The 18,112-nt window shown below is 62.4% G+C and carries 16 protein-coding genes; 11 read left to right on the top strand and 5 right to left on the bottom strand.

Features of this window, described 5'->3' with window-relative positions; genetic code table 11:
- Genes K0H48_RS10920 through yghU form a run of 3 tightly spaced genes read left to right on the top strand, consistent with a single transcriptional unit; the run spans position 1 to position 3,447 of the window.
- Entirely contained in the window at positions 1–1,170 is a 1,170-nt protein-coding gene (locus K0H48_RS10920) for an efflux RND transporter periplasmic adaptor subunit (protein ID WP_219267468.1), read from the top strand.
- Positions 1,163–2,608: an efflux transporter outer membrane subunit gene (locus tag K0H48_RS10915; RefSeq protein WP_219267467.1), complete on the top strand. Its 1,446-nt coding sequence runs from the start codon at positions 1,163–1,165 to the stop codon at positions 2,606–2,608. The genes K0H48_RS10920 and K0H48_RS10915 overlap by 8 nt, the downstream gene beginning before the upstream one ends.
- 2 nt (positions 2,609–2,610) lie before the next feature.
- A complete protein-coding gene (yghU, locus tag K0H48_RS10910) occupies positions 2,611–3,447 on the top strand; it encodes a glutathione-dependent disulfide-bond oxidoreductase (RefSeq protein ID WP_219267466.1) in 837 nt (278 codons plus the stop codon).
- Positions 3,448–3,979: 532 nt separating this feature from the next.
- Here the strand turns inward: yghU and K0H48_RS10905 are convergent.
- Genes K0H48_RS10905 through K0H48_RS10895 form a run of 3 tightly spaced genes read right to left on the bottom strand, consistent with a single transcriptional unit; the run spans position 3,980 to position 6,721 of the window.
- Positions 3,980–4,906, bottom strand: a complete 927-nt coding sequence (locus tag K0H48_RS10905; protein ID WP_219267465.1) for a sugar ABC transporter substrate-binding protein — start codon at positions 4,904–4,906, stop codon at positions 3,980–3,982.
- A 19-nt stretch (positions 4,907–4,925) separates the two neighbouring features.
- Positions 4,926–5,705, bottom strand: coding sequence for a TIM barrel protein (locus tag K0H48_RS10900; RefSeq protein ID WP_219267464.1), 780 nt, complete (start codon positions 5,703–5,705; stop codon positions 4,926–4,928).
- Positions 5,702–6,721: a Gfo/Idh/MocA family oxidoreductase gene (locus tag K0H48_RS10895; protein ID WP_219267463.1), complete on the bottom strand. Its 1,020-nt coding sequence runs from the start codon at positions 6,719–6,721 to the stop codon at positions 5,702–5,704. Before K0H48_RS10895 ends, K0H48_RS10900 begins: the two co-directional genes overlap by 4 nt.
- Positions 6,722–6,905: 184 nt before the next feature.
- Between K0H48_RS10895 and K0H48_RS10890 the strand changes: the two genes are divergently transcribed.
- A complete protein-coding gene (locus tag K0H48_RS10890; protein WP_219267462.1) occupies positions 6,906–8,888 on the top strand; it encodes a sigma-54-dependent Fis family transcriptional regulator in 1,983 nt (660 codons plus the stop codon).
- A 131-nt stretch (positions 8,889–9,019) separates the two neighbouring features.
- Here the strand turns inward: K0H48_RS10890 and K0H48_RS10885 are convergent, their stop codons facing one another.
- Positions 9,020–10,069 (bottom strand): LacI family DNA-binding transcriptional regulator, encoded by a 1,050-nt coding sequence (locus K0H48_RS10885; RefSeq protein ID WP_219267461.1) that lies wholly within the window; start codon positions 10,067–10,069, stop codon positions 9,020–9,022.
- Between the two features lie 161 nt (positions 10,070–10,230).
- On the opposite strand from K0H48_RS10885, the gene K0H48_RS10880 reads away from it, so the two are divergent.
- The 5 genes from K0H48_RS10880 to K0H48_RS10860 are packed head-to-tail and all read left to right on the top strand — an operon-like array spanning position 10,231 to position 14,714.
- A complete protein-coding gene (locus K0H48_RS10880) occupies positions 10,231–11,325 on the top strand; it encodes a fatty acid desaturase family protein (RefSeq protein ID WP_219267460.1) in 1,095 nt (364 codons plus the stop codon).
- A gap of 30 nt (positions 11,326–11,355) precedes the next feature.
- Positions 11,356–11,676 carry a MocE family 2Fe-2S type ferredoxin gene (locus K0H48_RS10875; protein WP_017134582.1) on the top strand — a complete coding sequence of 107 codons (321 nt, stop codon included), beginning with the start codon at positions 11,356–11,358 and terminating at the stop codon, positions 11,674–11,676.
- A gap of 2 nt (positions 11,677–11,678) precedes the next feature.
- Complete coding sequence (locus K0H48_RS10870) at positions 11,679–12,878, top strand: NAD(P)/FAD-dependent oxidoreductase (RefSeq protein WP_219267459.1); 1,200 nt, start codon at positions 11,679–11,681, stop codon at positions 12,876–12,878.
- 1 nt (position 12,879) lies between these two features.
- Positions 12,880–13,695 carry a sugar phosphate isomerase/epimerase gene (locus K0H48_RS10865; RefSeq protein WP_219267458.1) on the top strand — a complete coding sequence of 272 codons (816 nt, stop codon included), beginning with the start codon at positions 12,880–12,882 and terminating at the stop codon, positions 13,693–13,695.
- Positions 13,696–13,748: 53 nt separating this feature from the next.
- On the top strand, positions 13,749–14,714 hold the full coding sequence (locus K0H48_RS10860; protein ID WP_219267457.1) for a Dyp-type peroxidase: 966 nt from the start codon (positions 13,749–13,751) through the stop codon (positions 14,712–14,714).
- Here the strand turns inward: K0H48_RS10860 and K0H48_RS10855 are convergent.
- Positions 14,707–15,579: an undecaprenyl-diphosphate phosphatase gene (locus tag K0H48_RS10855; protein WP_219267456.1), complete on the bottom strand. Its 873-nt coding sequence runs from the start codon at positions 15,577–15,579 to the stop codon at positions 14,707–14,709. The genes K0H48_RS10860 and K0H48_RS10855 overlap by 8 nt on opposite strands.
- Before the next feature lie 179 nt (positions 15,580–15,758).
- Here K0H48_RS10855 and K0H48_RS10850 point away from each other — a divergent pair, with 179 nt between their 5' ends.
- The gene (locus K0H48_RS10850) at positions 15,759–16,265 is read left to right on the top strand and encodes a GNAT family N-acetyltransferase (protein ID WP_138815047.1); all 507 of its coding nucleotides are present in this window, start codon (positions 15,759–15,761) and stop codon (positions 16,263–16,265) included.
- Between the two features lie 287 nt (positions 16,266–16,552).
- On the top strand, positions 16,553–18,109 hold the full coding sequence (locus K0H48_RS10845; RefSeq protein WP_219267455.1) for an ABC transporter substrate-binding protein: 1,557 nt from the start codon (positions 16,553–16,555) through the stop codon (positions 18,107–18,109).
- Positions 18,110–18,112 lie beyond the last annotated feature (3 nt).

Genomic DNA, 18,112 nt, shown 5'->3' with positions numbered 1-18,112 from the left:
ATGTCCGTTTCCATTGCTCAAAAAAAGTCGTCCCGTGGCCTGCTGTGGCTGATCGTGGGCGCGGTGACAGTCGTGGTCATCGTCGGTGTCGGCCTGAGCGTGCGTGCCAGTGAGTCGCGTGATCTCAAGACCTGGACCGACGCGCAGGCACTGCCCAGCGTCAACCTGGTCAAGCCCGTGGTGCAAGCGCAAGGCCCGGTACTCAATTTGCCGGGGCGCATGGAGGCCTATTCGCGGGCGTCCATTTTTGCCCGGGTCAATGGCTACCTGAAATCCTGGAATGTCGACATCGGCACGCGCGTCAAAGCCGGCCAGGTATTGGCCGAAATCGACACCCCGGAGCTCGACCAGCAACTGCTGCAAGCCCGCGCCACCCTGGCCTCGGCCCAGGCCGATGAACACCTGGCCGAAACCACCGCCAAGCGCTGGCAGGCGATGCTGGCGACCGACTCGGTGTCACGTCAGGACGTTGACGAACGTACCGGCGACCTGACCGCCAAACAGGCCAAAGTGACGGCGGCCAAAGCCAATGTCGAGCAGTTGGTGGCGACCAAGGGCTTTCAGCATTTGGTCGCGCCGTTTGCCGGTGTGGTTACCGCGCGCAGTACCGACGTGGGCGCGTTGATCAGCGCCGGCGGCACCGCCGGCAAAGAGCTGTTTGCGGTGGCTGATGTCAGCCGCCTGCGCGTGTATGTACAGGTGCCGCAGACCTTCTCGCCGCAGATTCGCGAAGGCACCACCGCGCGCTTGAGTGTGCCGGAGTATCGCGGCGAAACCTTCACCGGCAAGGTGATCGCCACCGCCGATGCGGTCAACGCCGCGTCCGGCAGCACCTTGGTGCAACTGCTGGTGGACAACCCCGGCGGCCGCCTGCTGCCCGGTGGCTACACCAGCGTGCAGTTTGATTTGCCGGTGCAGGCCGACGTGCTGCGCGTACCGTCCAGTGCCCTGGTGTTCGATGACAAGGGCATGCGCGTCGCCACCCTCGACAGCCAGGACCATGTGCACTTCAAGACCGTCACCATCGCCCGTGACTTTGGCGACAGTGTGGAGATCGCCAGCGGCCTGCAAGCGGCCGACCGCGTGATCGATACGCCGCCGGATGGCCTGGCCGATGATGACTCGGTGCAGTTGGCTGCCGCTTCCGCCGAGGCCAAACCCCATGGCTAAGCGCAACCTGCTGGGCCTGCTCGCCACCCTGAGCCTGGGTGCCTGCTCGTTGGCGCCGCCGCTTGAAGTGCCGCCAACACCCATCGCCGCGCAGTTTCACACCCAAGGCCCGTGGAGCGTCGGTGTGCCCAACGACCAAGCCAGCCGTGATGGCTGGTGGCGCATCTACAACGACCCGCAGCTGGACGCGATGCAGCAGCAGTTGCTCAACAACAACCCGGACCTGAGCGCGGCACTCGCGCATTACCAGCAGTCCCAGGGGTTCCTGGCCCAGGACCGTTCGGGGTTGTTCCCCAAGCTCTCGGCCATCGGCAGCGGCCAGCGTATTCGCCAGTCGGACACCAAGCCGCTGCGCTCGGCCACCTCGCCGGACGTCTACAACTCCGCCACGCTGGGCCTGGAGGTGGACTATGAAGTCGACCTGTGGGGCCGCGTGCGCGACACGGTTGCGGCCGGCACCAGCGACTCGGAGGCGGCCAAGGCTGACCTGGCGTCGGTGCGCCTGAGCCTGCAAGCGCAACTGGCCGACAGCTACATTCGCCTGCGCGGTATCGACTGGCAGAACCAACTGCTGGAGCAGACCCGCGACGCCTACACCAAAGCCCTGAACCTGACCGAAGGCTTGCACGGCGGCGGGATCGTGTCCGGGCTGGACGTGGCGCGGGCGCGCACGCAGCTGTCGACGGTCAAGTCGCAGCTCAACCAGAGCCTGGTACAACGGGCAGTGTTGGAGCATTCGATTGCGGCCATGCTCGGTGAGTCGGCATCAACCTACACCGTCGCCGTCAATGTGGCGCCGATTGCCTTGCCCAACGTACCCACCGGCGTGCCGTCGAGCCTGCTGCAACGCCGTCCGGATATCGCCGCTGCCGAGCGTCGCATCGCGTCGGCCAATGCGCGTATCGGCGTGGCCAAGGCTGCGTGGTTCCCGCAGATCACCTTGAGTGCCCAGGGCGGTTATCAGAGTGACGAGTTTGCCCGTTTGCTCAGCGCGCCGAATCTATTCTGGGCCATCGGCCCGTCTTTGGTAGGTACGATATTTGATGGCGGCGCGCGCCAGGCCCAGGTGGATATCGCCAAGGCCGCCACCGACGAGGCCGCGGCCAAATACCGTGGCGTGGTGCTCGGCGCTTTCGAGCAAGTGGAAGACAACCTGTCGCAGATCGCAGGCCTGGGCAGTGCCCTGGATGACCAGCGTGACGCGGCCGCCGCCGCGCAATACGCCGAAGACCTGTCGACCTCGCGTTATCGCCAGGGCGCCGTGGCCTATCTGGATGTGGTGACCGCCCAAGTGGCGGCGCTGGAAGCCAAGCGCAGTGTCCTGCAACTGCAAACCCAGCAATTAAGCGCTAATGTGGGCCTGATCAAGGCGCTGGGTGGCGGATGGAACGTGGCCCAACTGGCTGCATCGAACAGTATTGAAACCAAGGAGAAGTGAGTATGAGCGACTACGTACCCCCGAAGGTCTGGACCTGGGACACCGAAAGTGGCGGCACTTTCGCCAGCATCAACCGGCCCATTGCCGGTGCGACCCATGAGAAAGAGTTGCCGGTCGGCAAACACCCGTTGCAGCTGTATTCCCTGGCTACGCCGAATGGCCAGAAGGTCACCATCCTGCTCGAAGAACTGCTGGCCTTGGGACACACCGGCGCGGAATATGACGCGTGGCTGATCAAGATCGGCGACGGCGACCAATTCGGCAGCGGCTTTGTGGCAGTCAACCCGAACTCCAAGATTCCGGCCTTGATGGACCACAGTGGTGACACGCCGATTCGGGTATTCGAGTCGGGTGCGATCCTGCAGTACCTGGCCGAAAAGTTCGGCGCGTTCTTCCCCACCGAGCCTGCTGCGCGGGCCGAGTGTTTGTCGTGGCTGTTCTGGCAGATGGGCAGCGCACCGTACCTGGGTGGCGGCTTCGGGCATTTTTACGCCTATGCGCCGAGCAAGATGGAATACCCGATCAATCGTTTTGCGATGGAAACCAAGCGTCAACTGGACGTGCTCGACCAGCGCCTGGCAGTGAGTGAGTACATTGCAGGCGATGAGTACACCATTGCCGATATCGCGATCTGGCCGTGGTATGGCGGCTTGGTCAAAGGCCGTTTGTATGGGGCGTCAGCGGAGTTTTTGTCGGTGCACGAGTACAAGCATGTACTGCGCTGGGCCGAGGCGATTGAAGCACGGCCGGCGGTGCAGCGTGGGCGGCGGGTGAACCGGGTGTCCGGCGAGCCTGCGGAACAACTGGCTGAGCGTCACGACGCCACCGACCTGGACTGAAACCCGGTCGAAAATGTGGGAGTTGGCTTGCCTGCGATTGCGCAGTGTCAGTTATGAAATGGGTGACTGACACTGCGCTTTCGCGAGCAAGCCCGCTCCCACATTTGGATCTCCATATTCTTCCAAACTATTTGTAGCGCTGCTCGAACTGCACCCACACGTTGCGCTTGCCGAGGCGGTTGAAACACGCCGATTTTGGACTGAAACTCGATCAAACTGTGGGAGCGGGCTTGCTCGCGAATGCGGTGGGTCAGTTATAAAAAGGGTGACTGACACTGCGCTTTCGCGAGCAAGCCCGCTCCCACAGTTGGAGCTCCATATTCTTCCAAACTATTTGTAGCGCTGCTCGAACTGCACCCACACGTTGCGTTGGCCGAGGCGGTTGAAATACACCGATTTTGGACTGAAACTCGATCAAACTGTGGGAGCTGGCTTGCCTGCGAATGCGGTGGGTCAGTTATAAAAAGGGTGACTGACACTGCGCTTTCGCGAGCAAGCCCGCTTCCACATTTGGATCTCAACAGGTTCCGATCTATTTGTAGCGCTGCTCAAACACCGCCACCTGTTCCGGCTTGATCAACTCAAACGGCACCCACACTTCCGATTCAATCGGCTCGCCCTTGATCATCCGAATTGCCGACTCCACGGCTTGTGTGGCCTGCGCCTTGGGGTCTTGAAACACCGAGGCAGTGAGCATGCCGCGCTTGATCGCCGCCAGGCCATCAGGCAAACCGTCGATACCGATAATCACGATTTCACCCTTGGCCTTGCCCGCCTGCTGCAACGCCATGGCCGCGCCAATCGCCATTTCATCGTTGTTGGCCACGATGGCGTCGAACTGGGCGCCCGCCAGCAGCCAATTGCTGGTCAAATCCATGCCCTTGCTGCGTTGCCATTCGGCGCTTTGTTGCTCGACCACCTTGATACCCGGAAAGTCTTTGAGCACTTGCCTGGCGCCTTCGGTGCGGTCATGGGTGGCGTTCTGCGCGAGGTCGCCCATGATGATCGCCACATTGCCTTTACCGCCGAGTTTTTCCGCCAGGTAGCGCATCTGCAATTGCCCGGCTTCGATGTCGTTGGAGGCCACCGTGACCACGCCTTTGGGCAGCGTGCGTTCGTCCGGGTGGCGGTTGACGTACACCAGCGGTGTCTTCGCGGCCACGGCGGCGCGGGTCATGTTGGCGGTGGCGGCGGTGTCCACCGGCAGCACGATCACCGCGTCGACTTTCTGGTTCAGAAAGCCTTCGACCTGATTGAGCTGGCGCACCACATCGCCCTGGGCGTCTTCGAACTGGATCTGTACATCCTGTTGTTTGGCGGCGGCTTCGAGGCCGGTGCGCACGTAGGTCATGAAGTTATCGTCAACCCGGGCGATGCTCACGCCGATGCGGTAGGCGGCGAAGGTCCATTGGCTGAACAGCAGTAAAAAAGCAGCAACGATCAATGCGTAACGAGGCATGCGGGTGTTCCTTTTATTGTTATAGGGTAAAGGCCTGGCGAAAGCGTTGCAGCGCCAGCTCACTGTCGCCGCTGGCCCAGCCTTCGAGGCCGACCACGCCGCTGTAGCCGATGGCGTGCAGCGCCCTGGCAATGGCCGGGTAGTGGATCTCGCCGGTGCCGGGCTCCTTGCGGCCCGGCACATCGGCCACCTGGATTTCGCCGATGGCGCTGCCTGCGCGCTGGATCAGCTCGATCAGGTTGCCCTCGCCGATTTGCGCGTGGTACAGGTCCAGGTTCATCTTCAGGTGCGGGCTGCCGACGGCTTCGATCAGGGCCAGGGTGTCGTCGGCGCGGGCGAACGGCACGCCTGGGTGGTCGACGTCGGTGTTGAGGTTTTCCAGCAGAAACACGCGGCCGGCGTCTTCGCCCAGCCGGGCGATTTTTTCCAGGGTCTTGCATGCGCTCAGCCACATGCGCCCGGTGGTCTGGCCCACCGGCTGCACCGGCAGGCCGCCGTCACCCAGGCCGGTGCCGTGCAGGTTCAGGCTGGGGCAGTTCAGGCGTGCGGCGACACCCAGGGACTCGCGGGCGCTGTCGAGCAACTGGCGGATGCCATCGGGGTCGGTGAGGGTGCCGCTGATGTAGCCGGTCATGGACGTGAAGTCGGCACCGGTGGCGGCCAATGCGCCGATGTCCTTGTGGGTCCAGTTCCAGATTTCGGCGCTGAAACCCAGCGCATCAATGCGCTTTACGCGTTCGATAAAGGGCAGGTCAAGAAACACCATCTCGGCGCTGACCGCCAGTTTAAACGGGATCATCGGCGGGCTCCTGGCACGGCCACGGCCTGGCCGGTTTCGGATGACTCGATGCAGGCGCGGGCAATCGCCAGGGCCGCACGTGCGTCTTCGCCGCTGGCCAGAGGCTTGGCGCCCGTGCGCAGGCACTCGACGAAGTGGTTGAGCTCGGCAATGTAGGCGTCGCGCAGCAGGTCGGTGTCCATGCGCTGGGTGTCGGCCTGGATCCCTTGGGCCAGGTAGCGCACCAGGTCAGACTCGTTGAGGCTGCCCATGCTCAGCATACCGGCGCTGCCGAATACTTCGCCGCGCACGTCGTAGCCGTACACCGCTTGGAAGTTGGCTTCGGCGGTGGCGATGGCGCCATTGTCGAAGCGGATCGTGACCACGGCGGTGTCGAGGAAGCCTTTGCTCTTGTATTGCGGCGCAATCAGCGCATCGGCCATCACGTAGACCTGCACCGCCTCGGCGCCCGGGTTGAGGTAGCGCAGGGTGTCGAAGTCGTGGATCAGGGTTTCGAGGAAGATCACCCATTGCGGTGAGTTGGCGGGGTTGTTGAGCGCCGGGTCGCGGGTCAGCGAACGTAATAGCTGCGGCGTACCAATGCGTCCGGCTGCCACATCAAGGTGGGCGGTGCGAAAGCTCTTGGCAAAACGCCGATTGAAGCCGACCTGCAGCGGCACGCGAGCATCGGCAGCCGCGGCGATGGCGCGGTCGGCTTCATCGAGGGTGATGGCCATGGGTTTTTCGCAAAAGATGCCCTTGCCGGCGCGGGCAGCGCTGATCACCAGCTCGGCGTGGCTGCGGGCGGGGGCGGCGATAAGGACGCCATCGATATTCGGGTCGTCGAGTAACTGTTGTGGGTCGGTGTAGACCGTGTTCACGCCCAGCTCCGCCGCCAGGCGTGCGGCTTGGCCGGGCGTGGGGTCAGCGATGGCGGCGAGGCAGGCGCCGGGGATGTGCCGGGCGGCCGTCAGCCCGTGGAAACTGCCCATGCGACCGGCACCGATCAAACCCAGGCGGATGTTCTGCGTACTCATACAATGACCCCTTTTTATTGTTGGCCGCAGGACAGTTGTCAGCGGCTATGGGGAAAGAGCAAGCACTGTGCCAATATTTAACTAGTTGATATTTAAGGGTTTATAAAACTCTGAAGACAAAATGTGTTCAGTCGGATGACATGTCTATACTGACATGTCAAAAACATGAACATGGACTGCCGAAATGACCCCCGTTCCCATGGCTTTCAGCGTGCAAGACCTTGACTACCTCACGGCCCTGGGACCGGCATCCCTGAACGAAGGCCCGATACCTGCGCTCGAACACGCATGGCAGGCGTGTCTGGCTGGTAGGGTCGAGCGCCCGACTGAAGTTCGGCAGGTGATCTGGGATTCATGGCGGCGCAGTGTCGAGGCGGGTATCAGCGCGGATGACAGCCAATACCGTTTTGTCGCCCCCGACGTGTTGGCGGCAACCCTGGCAACCCACCGCGTACTGATCGCTGCAGCGGCGCAGGTCATGCGCGGCTTGCTCGCCTATAACCCGCGCGGGCATATCAACCTCACCGACGCTGAAGGCACCACCCTGTATTTTTGCGGGCTGGATATCACGCCCATTGGCAGTCGCCTGCTGGAATCGGTACAGGGCACCAATTGCACGGGCCTGGCCCTGGCCGAAGACCGTCTGGTGTACGTGCTGGCCGAGGAGAACTTTGGCAGTGGCCTGCGTGAGCGCCGCATGCATTGCGCCGCCGCGCCGATCAAGAATGCCCAGGGCCAGACCCTGGCCATGCTGACGCTCACCGCCGAACCTGGCTGGTTTCACTTTCACACCCTGGGCACCGTGCAAGCGGCCGCCGAGGCGGTGGCGCGGCAGATGGCGTTGCAAGCGCTGTTGCAAGAGCAACAGACTGTGCTTGAGGTGCTCAACGAGGGCTTGGTGGTGCTCGATGAGCGCGGCTGCATCAAGGCGCTCAATCGCTACGCCCGGCAATTGTTCCGCGTCGGCCTGGAGTTGCTTGGCAGCCCGTTCCAGCGCCTGGGCCGCAGTGAGCTGAGCGATGCCATTTTGCTGCGGGCCGGCGAGGGCGTGCGTGACCTTGATTGCACCTTCCACCTGCACGACCGTAGCCAACTGGCGTGCCTGGTGTCGGTATGCCCGCTGGAGCAGGGCGGGGTGATTGTGTCGCTGCGCGAAAGCCGGCGTATCCGCGAAATCACCCGGCGCATTATCGGCACCCAGGCCAGCTACACCTTTGAAACCATCCAGGGCAATTCGCGGGCGATCCAGGACGCGTTGCACTTGGGGCGTATCGCCAGCCGCAGTGATTCCACCACCTTGATCCTCGGCGAAAGCGGCACCGGCAAGGAGCTGTTTGCCCAGGCGATTCACAACGGTAGCGAGCGCCATAAAGGCCCGTTTGTGGCGGTCAATTGCGGCGCGATCCCACGGGACCTGGTACAAAGCGAACTGTTTGGGCATGTCGAGGGCGCATTCACCGGCTCCGCCCGTGGTGGCTCGGCGGGCAAGTTTGAACTGGCTGATGGCGGCACGATTTTTCTCGATGAAATCGGCGACATGGCATTCGACGCCCAGGTCAGTTTGCTGCGGGTATTGCAGGAAGGTGAAGTCACCCGCGTCGGCGCGAAAAACTCCCGCGCAGTGAATGTGCGCATTATCGCCGCCACCCATCGAAACCTCAGCCAGGCGGTGGCGGAGGGCGCGTTTCGTGAAGACCTTTACTACCGCCTTAATGTCTTGAACCTGACCGTGCCGCCGTTGCGCATGCGCCGTGACGATATCCCGCTGCTGGCGCGGCATTTTCTCAATCGGTGCGCCCGTTCGATGCGCAAAGCGGTTCAGGGTTTTTCGCCGGATGCATTGGAGTTGCTCTCGGCCTACGGCTGGCCCGGTAACGTGCGTGAGCTGGAAAACAGCATTGAGCGGGCAACCAACCTGGCGATGGGTGAGTTGATCCAGGTGGCCGATTTGCCACTCGAAACCCAGCAGCGTGCAGCCTTGCGCCCTTACGAACCTCAGCCCGCGCAGGACCTGAGCAGCCATGAGCGGCACGCTATCGTCGCCGCGCTTACCGCAGCCGGCGGCAACATCCGTTTGGCTGCGCGGCAGTTGAACGTGTCGCGAGGCGGGCTGTACAACAAGATGAGCCGGTTCGGGTTGAGCGCCGGGGATTTTCGCGTGCCGTAAGTTTCAAGCAAAACCCAGTCAAAAGTGGGAGCTGGCTTGCCTGCGATTAGCGGAGTATCAGTCGATAAATGCGTAACTGACCTACCGCAATCGCAGGCAAGCCAGCTCCCACAGTTTTTGATCTTTGTGTATTAGTTGGACAGGTTCTCCGAGGTCACGATCTGCGGTGGGATATGCACTCTGTGCCGCAGCGGGTCAAACACCTCGGCGGTCTGCAATTGCACCAGCAATTCGATCAACGCCGTCGCCGTCTGCCGTGGCTGCGAGTCCATCACCACATCAATCAAACCCCGGCTCAGTGCCCCACGCGACAACGCGGTGGACTCCTGCAAAATGCAGCACAGCGACGGCCGTTTGGGCAGCTGCGCCAGGGCATTGATCACGCCGTCACCACCGCCACCCACCACGCACAGGCCGCGCAAGTCGGTGTGACGGGTGAGCAGGTCGAGGGTGGCTTCTTCAGTGATGTCGCTGTTGTCCAGGTTGATCAACGGTTCCAGCGGCTTGAGGCCCGGCGCATGCTCGGCCAGGTAGCTGTGCAAGCCCTCCACCCGCGCCTGGTGGCCGAGAAAACGATGGCCGCCCAACAGGATGCCAACGCTGCCTTTGCGTGCGCCGCAGGTGCGCGCCAGCAGCCAGCCCATGGTGCGCCCGACCACGTGGTTATCCTGGCCCACATACGGCTCCAAGGCGTGTTCGTGGATATCCGACAGCAGCGCGACCACCGGCACGCCGGCTTCGCGAACCTGCGCCAGCGTGGCGTTGATCACCGGGTGGGCGAAGCTGACGACGGCCAGCGCGTCGCATTGCACCGCCAGTTGCTCGATTTGTGCAGCGATGGCGCTGGGTGTGCGGTCGAGAATGTACTCAAACTGGCAACTGAGGTTGGCCGTGGCGTGATGCTGCGCGGCTTGGCTGATCGACGCTGCCAGGTTGGCGTAAAACGCTTGGGCGGTGCCCAGCAGCAGGATGCCGAAACGGTAGGTGGGGCGCCGCTCACGAATGCGTTGGCCGATCAGCCGTGCGGCAAAATAACCCACGGCTTCAGCGGCCTGGAACACCTGCTCGGCAGTCTGCGGATTGACCGGCGCACGCGCGTTGAGCACACGGTCGACGGTGGCCACACTCAAGCCTGCCTGGGCGGCGACAGTGGCGATGGTCGGGCGTTTATTATTGTTCATGACAGGCCTCTCAAGCATCTTGATAGAAAACTATCAAGCCTCGCTGGGCCTGGATGATAGCTTGATAGGGAATGGATTCAAGGCCTTGAGGCGGATTTATCCGCGCTCTATGGTTTGTTCGCAAAGCACCTGTTACCCAACGCTTGCGGAGAACAATAACAATGCCTGAACACACCGCTCACCGCGCACGGCGCGACTACAGCCTCACCGGCCCTGAAGCTGCCCGCGCCGCCGAAAAGGGCCTGGTCTCGGCCAGTTGGTATCAATCGCCGATCTCGCGCAAACGTATGAAAGAACTGATGCAGCGCCGCGACGGCCCGGCGTTGCTGGATACGGCCCTGTGGGTGTCGGCGCTGCTGGTTACGGGGTTTGGCGGCTACTGGTTCTGGGGCTCGTGGGCTTGCGTGCCGTTCTTTATGGCTTACGGCGTGCTCTACGGCACCGCATCCAACCCGCGCTGGCATGAGACCGGCCACGGCACCGCCTTCAAGACGCGCTGGATGAATGATGGGCTGTACCAGGTGGCGAGTTTCATGTGCATCTTCGAGCCGCACGTATGGCGCTGGAGCCATGCGCGGCACCACACCGACACCATCGTGGTCGGGCGTGACCCGGAGATCGTCGAGCCGCGCCCGCCAAGCCTGTTGATGATGGGGCTGAGCCTGTTCAACCTGCCCCTGGCCTGGAAAACCTTCAGCGGCGTGGCGCGCCATGCGATCGGCAAGATGAGCGCCCAGGAGCAGGACTTCATCCCTGAATCCGAATGGCCCAAGGTGTTCCGTGCTGCGCGGATCTGGGTCGGCATTTATGCGCTGGTGATCGGCACCGCGTTGTACCTGCACAGCTGGCTGCCACTGATGCTGGTCGGCCTGCCGAGCCTTTACGGCGCCTGGCTCGGCTACCTGTTCGGTCTCACCCAGCATGTGGGCCTGGCCGAGGACGTACTGGACCATCGCAGCAACTGCCGCACCATCTACATGAATCGCGTGCTGCGCTTTATCTACATGGACATGAACTACCACCTCGAACACCACATGTACCCGATGGTGCCGTACCACGCGTTGGCGCAACTGCACGATGAGATCCGCGACGATTGCCCACCGCCGTACGCGAATATTTTTGCGGCGTACAGGGAGATCCTGCCGACGATCTGGAAGCAGCGCAGCGACCCGACCTATTTTGTGCAGCGCCCCGTGCGCCAACGCACAGAACCCACCGCCCATGCCCCAATGAATGCCGAAGCCACTGCTGGCTGAGTTTCACCCCATCCAATAAGAGAAAACGCCATGAACGATCAATGGATCGACGTCTGCGCCGTGGGCGAAATAGACGAAGAAGACGTGCTGCGCTTCGACCATGGGCCGCACACTTACGCGGTGTACCGCTCGGCCGAGAATGAGTTTTTTGCCACTGCCGGCCTGTGTACCCACGAGAAAATCCACCTGGCCGACGGCCTGGTGATGGACCACGTGATCGAGTGCCCCAAGCACAACGGGCGCTTTGATTACCGCTCCGGCAAGGCGCTCGGCGCGCCGGTGTGCGTCAACCTCAAAACCTACCCGGTACGGGTCGAAGCGGGGCGGGTTTTACTCGCCGTGACGGCGTGAGCATGAACGCGCCCCTGATCATCGTCGGCGCCGGCCATGCCGGTGGCCGTGCGGCGCTGACCTTGCGCGAAGAAGGCTACACCGGGCGCCTGATCCTGATCGGCGATGAACCGCACTTGCCCTACGAGCGGCCGCCGTTGTCCAAGGGCTTGCTGCAAGGCAGCGCGGACCTGGCAGGTTGCAGCCTGTGCGACAGCCAGCGTATGACCGCGCTGGGCATCGAACATATCCCCGGCAACCCGGTCACGCGCCTGGAGCCGCAACAGCAGCGGCTGCAACTGGCCGACGGCCAATGGCTGGACTTTGCCGGTGTGCTGCTGGCCACCGGCGGCCGCGCGCGACGCTGGCCTGTGGAGCAGGCGAACGTGCTTTACCTGCGCACCCACGATGAGGCACTGACCCTGCGCGACGCCTTGCGCCCCGGCACGCGGCTGGTAGTGGTCGGCGGTGGTTTTATCGGCCTGGAAGTGGCGGCGACCGCGCGCAGCCTGGGCTGCCAGGTGACGGTGCTTGAAGCAGGCCCGCGCTTGGCGGGCCGGGTGCTGCCAGCGGTGATCAGCGACGCGCTGCTGGATTTGCATCGTCAGCAGGGCGTGGAGGTGCGCTTGAATGTGGCGCTGGAGTCCATTGAGGCAGACGCGGTGCAACTGGTCGATGGGCAGCGCTTGCCGTGTGATCGGGTGGTGGTCGGCATTGGCATGCAACCCAATCTCGAACTGGCCGCAGCGGCGGGTCTGGAAGTAGGGCAGGGCATTCGCGTCGATGCGCAGCTGCGCACCAGTGCGCCGAACATTTATGCGGCGGGCGATGTGTGCGAATTTCGCCTGGGCGGCCTGTATCAACGCCAGGAAACCTGGCGCAATGCCGAAGCCCAAGGCCGCCACGCCGCGCTGAATATGCTGGGGCGTGAGTTGCCGTTCGAGGTGCTGCCGGGTTTCTGGTCCGACCAATACGATTGGGGCTTGCAGACCGTCGGCGTCATCACCCCAATGACGGTCAGCCGTGCACTGCCGGGCGGTGGCTTGCTGTTGTTCCACCTGGATGCCGACGGGCACTTGCAAGGCGCTTGCGGCTGGGCGCTCGGCAATGCCGTGGCCAAGGACATCAAGCTGTGCGAACGCTTGATCAGCGCGCGCATTCCACTTAATGCGGCCGACCTGGCCGCCCCGGATGTTTCCCTTAAACATTTGCTGCGAGGCTGATATGCGCCAATTGCTGGTGTTCCAATCCCTTTGGGCCATGCAAACCGAGCCGGGGCCGCTGGAAGCCCAGCTCGATCGCATCGCCGTCGCCGGCTTCGACGGCATCACCGACCATTACTGGAAACCCACCGAGGTCGCGCGCCTGCACGCTGCCGCCAGCGCCAGGGGCTTGCAGATCGAAGGCCAACTGTTCCCGCAATCGGTGGATGACCTGGCCGCCGCGCTGGATGTGATCAGCCGCTACGGCTGCCACCATCTCACACTGCAGGCCGATGTGCGCCCGCGTACGCTGGCCGAGGCGGCCCGGCTGGTCGAAGGCTGGCAGCGCCTGGCCGAACAGGTGGACTTTCCGATCCTGCTGGAAACCCACCGCTACCGCCTTACCAACGACCTGCTGTTCACCCTCGACCTGCTCGCACAGATGCCCGACTTAAAGCTGTTGGCCGACCTGTCCCATTACGTCGTCGGCCGGGAATTGCCGGAGCCTGGCGCGGCTGAGGACGACGAACACATACGCACGATATTGCGCCATAGCTGGGGCTTTCACGGCCGTGTGGCCAGCAGTGAACAGGTGCAGGTCTCTGTGGATTTCCCCCAACACCAAGCCTGGGTCGAGCGCTTTACCGGCTGGTGGCGCTACGGGATCGAAGACTGGCTGGCCCGGCCGGACACGCCCGATAGCCTGTCATTCACCTGTGAACTGGGCCCGCCGCCTTATGCGATTACGGATGCAAACGGCGGTGAAATCAGCGACCGCTGGGCTGAGGCGCTGAAGCTCAAAAGCCTGATTCACCAGGTGTGGGAGAGCTGTCATTGATGATCTGCTAATCTGCGCGGGTTAAAACCGCCCTTAGCCTGTGGACTTTCATCATGAAGACTTGCCCTGTTCAGCCACCTCTTGAGCCGCAGTCCGTTTGCCACCCTATCACCAGCAGCGCGATCTTCATGGTTGCAACCATCGCTCCCGGCAGTGAAGACCAAGTGCGCGCCTGGTGCGGCGATATCGCCGGGCTGGTGCGTTCGGTGGGCAAGCGCGTGCCGGCGGGCAACCTGACCTGCGTCTGCGGGTTTGGCTCGGATGCTTGGAATAGGTTGTTCGGCGGGCCACGCCCGGCGGCCTTGCACCCGTTTCGCGAGTTCGGCGTGCCAGGGCGCATGGCGCCGTCGACGCCTGGCGATATCCTGCTGCATATCCGCGCCGAGCAGATGGACCTGTGCTTTGAGTTGGCCACGCAGCTGATGGTGGCCTTGGGCGACAGCGTCAAGGTGGTGGATGAGGTCCAGGGTTTTCGCTACTTCGATATGCGCAGCATCATCGGGTTTGTCGACGGCACCGAGAACCCGGTAGGGCGCAAGGCCGTCGGCTTTACCATCGTTGGTGATGAAGACCCGGAGTTTGAAGGCGGCAGCTACGTGCTGGTGCAAAAGTACCTGCACAACATGAGCGCCTGGAACGAGCTGACGGTGGAAGCGCAAGAGAAGGTCATCGGCCGCACCAAACTGGCCGACATCGAACTGGATGAAGAGACCAAGCCGAGCAACTCCCACAGCGCCTTGACCGTGATCACCGACGAACACGGCGAAGAAGTGAAAATCCTGCGTGACAACATGCCGTTTGGCCGCCCAGGCGCCGGCGAGTTCGGCACCTACTTTATCGGCTACGCGCGTTCACCGCAGCCGCTGGAGCTGATGCTGGAAAACATGTTCGTCGGCCGCCCGGTCGGCAATTACGACCGCCTGCTGGACTTCAGTACCGCCGTGACCGGCGGCCTGTTTTTTGTGCCTTCGGCCGATTTGCTCGAAGAGCTGGCCGACCGTCAACCGGGTCTTAACTGAGCAACCCGGTACTGACCGCCACAATCAGGAAGATCCCCAGCAGCGCGCGATAAATCACAAACGGCCAGGTGGAGAACCGCTCCAGGAACTTCATCAGGCCCCAGATCGCGAAGAACGCCGAGATACTTGCCACCACCAGCCCGAAGAGCAAATGCGGCCAGGCGTGGGTGGGCAAGTCGGCGTGCAGCAGCACCCACAGCTCTTTCAAACCAGCCAGCGCGATGGCCGGCAGGCCCAGCAGGAACGAAAAACGCGCGGCTTCTTCACGCTTGAAGTTGAGGAACAGCGCGGCGGTCAACGTCGAGCCCGAGCGTGAGACGCCCGGAATCAACGCGCCAATCTGCGCAACCCCGACAATCAGTGCATCGCGCAGGCGCATTTGGCCCATGTCCCGGGTATGGCGTGCGCGCACTTCGGCCACCGCCAGCAGCACTGCCATCACCACACAGGAAATGCCGATCACCATCAGGCCGCGCAACGGCGAGTTGCAGGTGTTGAGGGTCGAGGACAAGGCCAGGCCGGCAATGCAGATAGGGATGGTCGCCAGCACAATCGCCACTGCCAGCTTGAACCACGGGTCGTTGTAGTCGCCCCGGCGTACCGCGCCGATGCTGCCCGTGGTGACCTGGCGTACATCGCGCCAGAAGTAACTGACTACCGCCGCCAGCGCTGCCAACTGCATCGCCGCCGAAAACGCCGAGCCCGGGTCTTGCCAGCCCAGCAGGGCGGGCACCACACGCATGTGGGCGGTGGACGACACCGGCAGCAACTCGGTAATGCCCTGGATCACGCCCAGGATGAAAATCTGCAGGTAATCCAGGGAGGCAAAGCCCACATCCAGGCCGGCGGAACACACGTTGGTCAAAATAGAGGTCCTTGAGAAAAAGGTTGAAGCTGACGAAGTTTATTCTAAATGTTTCAGGAATTTCGATTGGACGGGGCAAATCCGCAATCGGTTCAGCAAACAGAAAGGTTATGCAATGTATTGGCCTGCGCGCGGGTTTTGTGAACAATGGCGCCCTGCGATTTGTCACCGAGAGCCCCATGCCTGAAACCACTGTTGAATTGATCCAGACTGGCCCCGAAGCGTCCGAGCTGATCCGCAACCTTTACCAGTATTACGCCTATGAGTCCTCGGACTGGGAGCAGGAAGATGTCGAGGCGGATGGCCGCTTCTACATCCACGATGAGCACCTGACCCGCTACTGGCAAGACCCGCAATGGAGCGCCAACCTGCTGCTGGTGGACGGGTATATCGCCGGCTTCCTGCTGATCGAAGGCAGCGAACTGCCGGGCATCGACGCCCTGGAACTGGCCGACCTGTTCATCCTCAAGCGTTACCGCCGCAAGGGCATCGGCCGCGCCATCGCCACCCAGGTGTTGAGCAGCGGCCAGGCCGATTGGCTGGTGCGTTTCTATGATCAGGATGAAGTGTCCCAGGCGTTCTGGCGCGCCGTGCTGGATGATTTGCCGCGCCCGGTGCAGACCCTCGAACTGGAGGATGACCCGCAGTTGGTGAGTTACCTGATTACGCGGGCGGTCCTGCATTAAGCGAGCGCCTGCGGGCGCACGCTGGTTTACACCCACAGAGGCTTCGGCCTCTTTTTTATTGCGCTGAAAAACCATCATCGGTTGAAGAATAGAAGGCTTTAATGTTTTTAAGTGCTTAAAAAAACATTTACAAGCCGACTCCATGCTGTGAGTATGTCCGGGCGAATTTAAAAAAACAAAAACATCCGCGGCACTGATCCCGTTCAGGCCATAACAACAACGACCTCAAACAGGCTTGAAGCCGGCTCCTGCCCCAGGCCGCTTCTGTGCGAAGGAGAACATCTCCCTTGAATCGCTTACTTAATGGCACGCTGTGCGTCACCCTCGTACTCGGTGCCGGCCTTGCGCAGGCCCAGACCACCTTGCGCGTCGGCTTGAACGCCGACATCCGCAGCACCGAGCCGGGCGTCAACCGTGACGAAAATACCGACACCGTGATGCTGCACATCGTTGAGGGCCTGGTAGCCCACCGCGAAGACGCCTCGGTTGGCCCGTTGCTGGCCCGCGAGGTGCAACGCGCCGACGACGGCTTGACCTACACCTTCAAATTACGCGAAGGCGTGCACTTCCAGAACGGTGCGACATTAACTGCCGGTGATGTGAAGTGGACTTGGGAGCGCTACCTCAACCCCAAGACCCAGTGGCGTTGCCTGGCCGAATTCGACGGGCGTGGCGGGGCGAAAATCACCGCCATCGACACGCCGGACCCGCTCACCGTCGTGTTCCATCTCGACCAGCCCAGCGGCCTGTTCCTGGCTTCGATGGCGCGCCCCGATTGCGCCGGCAGCGGCATCCTGCACCCCGATTCGCTGGCCGCCGACGGCAGTTGGAAAGCCCCTGTCGGCACCGGCCCGTTCAGCCTCACCGAATGGAAACCCGGGCAATACGTGGTGCTGTCGCGCTTTAACAACTACAGCCTGCGTGACGACGCTGCACCGGACGGCTTTACCGGCAAGAAGCAGGCCCTGGTGGATGAAGTGCGCTTTATGGTGATCCCCGACCCGTCGTCGGCCAAGGCGGCATTGATGTCCAACAACATTGACCTGCTGCCCAATGTCAGCGCCAGCGATGCGCAGGAGTTGAAAACCACACCGGGTGTGCAGATTTCATTCAGCCCGATCATGGCCATCTGTGGCTTGTTGTTCCAGACCAACGATCCGCTGCTCAAAGATGTGCGCATCCGCCAGGCCATCGCCCATTCTCTGGATTACGGGCAAATGGTCAATGCGCTGTCCAACGGCACCTCCGAGCCGAACAACTCGGCCATCGCACAAACCAGCCCCTTCTACAGTGCCACCGCCAAGCAGGGCTACCGCTACGACCCGCAGCTGGCCCAGCGCCTGTTGAAAGAGGCCGGTTACCACGGCCAGCCGATCAAGATGATCGTCAATAAACGCTATTCGCAGATGTTCGACATGGGCCTGCTCAGCCAGGCAATGGCGGTGGCCAGTGGCTTGAACATCCAGATGGAAACCCTGGAGTGGGGCACCCAACTGGAGCGCTACCAGCGTGGCAATTACCAGATGATGGCGTTCTCTTACTCCTCGCGCCTGGACCCCGCCACCAGCTTCGATTCGCTGATGGGCGACAAGAGCAAGGAACCGCGCAAAGTCTGGGACAACCCCCAGGCCCAGGCGGTACTGCGTGAGGCGGTGCGCGAGAGCGACACGGCCAAGCGCCAGGCGCTGTTCGACCAGTTGCACTCGATGATGATCCACGACACGCCCATGGTGATCATCTACAACGGCACAGTAGCCGCGGCGCTGCGCGACAGCGTCCAGGGCTTCCATTCCTGGCCGGTGTCATCGCCACGGCTGTGGGGCGTCAGCCTCGCGGCACACTAACGA

Source organism: Pseudomonas sp. Xaverov 259, from assembly GCF_019352915.1.
GTDB lineage: Bacteria > Pseudomonadota > Gammaproteobacteria > Pseudomonadales > Pseudomonadaceae > Aquipseudomonas.
Note: the sequence above shows the minus strand (reverse complement) of the source record. Positions and strands in the feature narration are given on the sequence as shown.